The organism is Methylobacterium sp. CCH5-D2 (assembly GCF_001556475.1).
Classification (GTDB): Bacteria; Pseudomonadota; Alphaproteobacteria; order Rhizobiales; family Beijerinckiaceae; genus Methylobacterium; species Methylobacterium hispanicum.
The window spans coordinates 1-1,418 of record NZ_LSIX01001156.1; the positions used below are offsets into that span (position 1 = coordinate 1).

A 1,418-nucleotide genomic window follows, 5' to 3' on the forward strand; every position below is an offset into this window, starting at 1 on the left:
CTACCGTCCCTGCCGGCGCCGCTCGGCCGGTCCCGCCGCGTCCGGGCGGCAGCGCCGGCAGGGACGGTAGCCGGCGGCCTCCGCCTCGGACGGTCCGGGGTAGAAGCGCACGTTCTCGCGCCGGGCCGCCCGGGACGGGCAGCTCGGGCGGCAGTACACGCCGGTGGTGCGCACCGCGAAGACGAAGCGTCCGTCTGCGGCGGCGTCGCGGGCGGCGAGCGCCGCCCACATCGTGGCCTCGTCGAGGGGACGGACGGCCTTGGGGGGTGCGGTGGCGGTCGGATCGGGCATCGCGATGTCTCCGGTCTGGAGGCCTTTCGGGGATCGAAGCCCCATCCTGCCGTTCGCGCGCGTCGGCGCATCCCGCGCCTTGCCGCCGAATCCTACCAGACCAGGCGCTCGATCACCGCGTCGGGCCGCACCGCCTGCGTGGCGAGCCAGCCGGCGATCTCGCCGAGGCGGTGGTGCTCGGCCGTGACGCCCAGCTCCTCCGCGTGGATACCCCGGGCGACGAGGAGGCTGGCGATGCCGAAGCCACGGGCGCCCGCGATGTCGGTGCGGATCGCGTCGCCGACCGCGACGACCCGGCCCGCGTCAGGCGGCTCGCGCCCGTCGAGCTCGCCCGCGCGGGCGAGCGCAGCCTCGTAGACCGGCCGGTGCGGCTTGCCCGCGTAGACCACCGCGCCGCCGAGATCGGCGTAGGCCGCGGCCAGCAACCCCGCGCAGGGGATCAGCCGGCCGTCCGCCTCGACCACGAGGTCGGGGTTGGCGCAGATCATCGGGACGCCGCGCGCGTGGAGCGCCCCGAGCGTGTCGCGGTAATCGTCGGCCGTCTCGGTGCGGTCGTCGAACAGGCCGGTGCAGAGCACGAGATCGGCGGCCTCGGCCGCGACCAGCTCCACGTCGAGGCCCCGGAAGATGCCCGCGTCGCGCTCGGGCCCGAGATGGTAGAGGCGGGTGCCGGGCCGGTCGGCGATCAGCGCCCGGGTGAGGTCGCCCGAGGTGACGATGGCGTCGTAGGCCTCGCGCGGAACGCCGAACCCGTCGAGGATGCGCCCGACGCCCTCGCCCGGGCGCGGCGCGTTCGAGACCAGCACCACCCGGCGCGGGCGCTCCGCCCCGGCATGGTGCCGGAAGCGGATCAGCGCCTCGCCCGCGCCCGTGTGCGCCCGGCGGCCGTCGTGCAGCACCCCCCAGACGTCGCAGAGGATCAGGTCGTAGGCGTCCGCGATCTCCCGGAAACCGGAGAGCGTCGGGATGCGAACGTGACGGGTATCGTGCTCGGTCATGCGTGGTCCTGCGGCGGTCGCGGCGTCCGGTTAGGCGGACGGGGCGGCGATGGCAACGGCCGAGGACTTCAGCTTGCCCGGCGCAGGAAGGAGCGGAAGGGCCGGCGCTGCGGCGGCTCGGGCTCGGGC

The 1,418-nt window shown here is 75.9% G+C and carries 1 protein-coding gene and 1 pseudogene; both read right to left on the reverse strand.

From position 1 onward, the window contains the following. Nucleotides 1–39 precede the first annotated feature (39 nt). Nucleotides 40–291: pseudogene (locus tag AX737_RS31345) on the reverse strand (Ada metal-binding domain-containing protein); the annotation flags it as partial. Between the two features lie 92 nt (nucleotides 292–383). Beyond that, entirely contained in the window at nucleotides 384–1,289 is a 906-nt protein-coding gene (locus AX737_RS31350; RefSeq protein ID WP_066928102.1) for a TIGR01459 family HAD-type hydrolase, read from the reverse strand. Nucleotides 1,290–1,418: the final 129 nt, after the last annotated feature.

What these genes read in the sequence shown, in the direction of transcription:
- AX737_RS31350 (WP_066928102.1), bottom strand. Translation starts at nt 1,289, where the DNA reads ATGACCGAGCACGATACCCGTCACGTTCGCATCCCGACGCTCTCCGGT.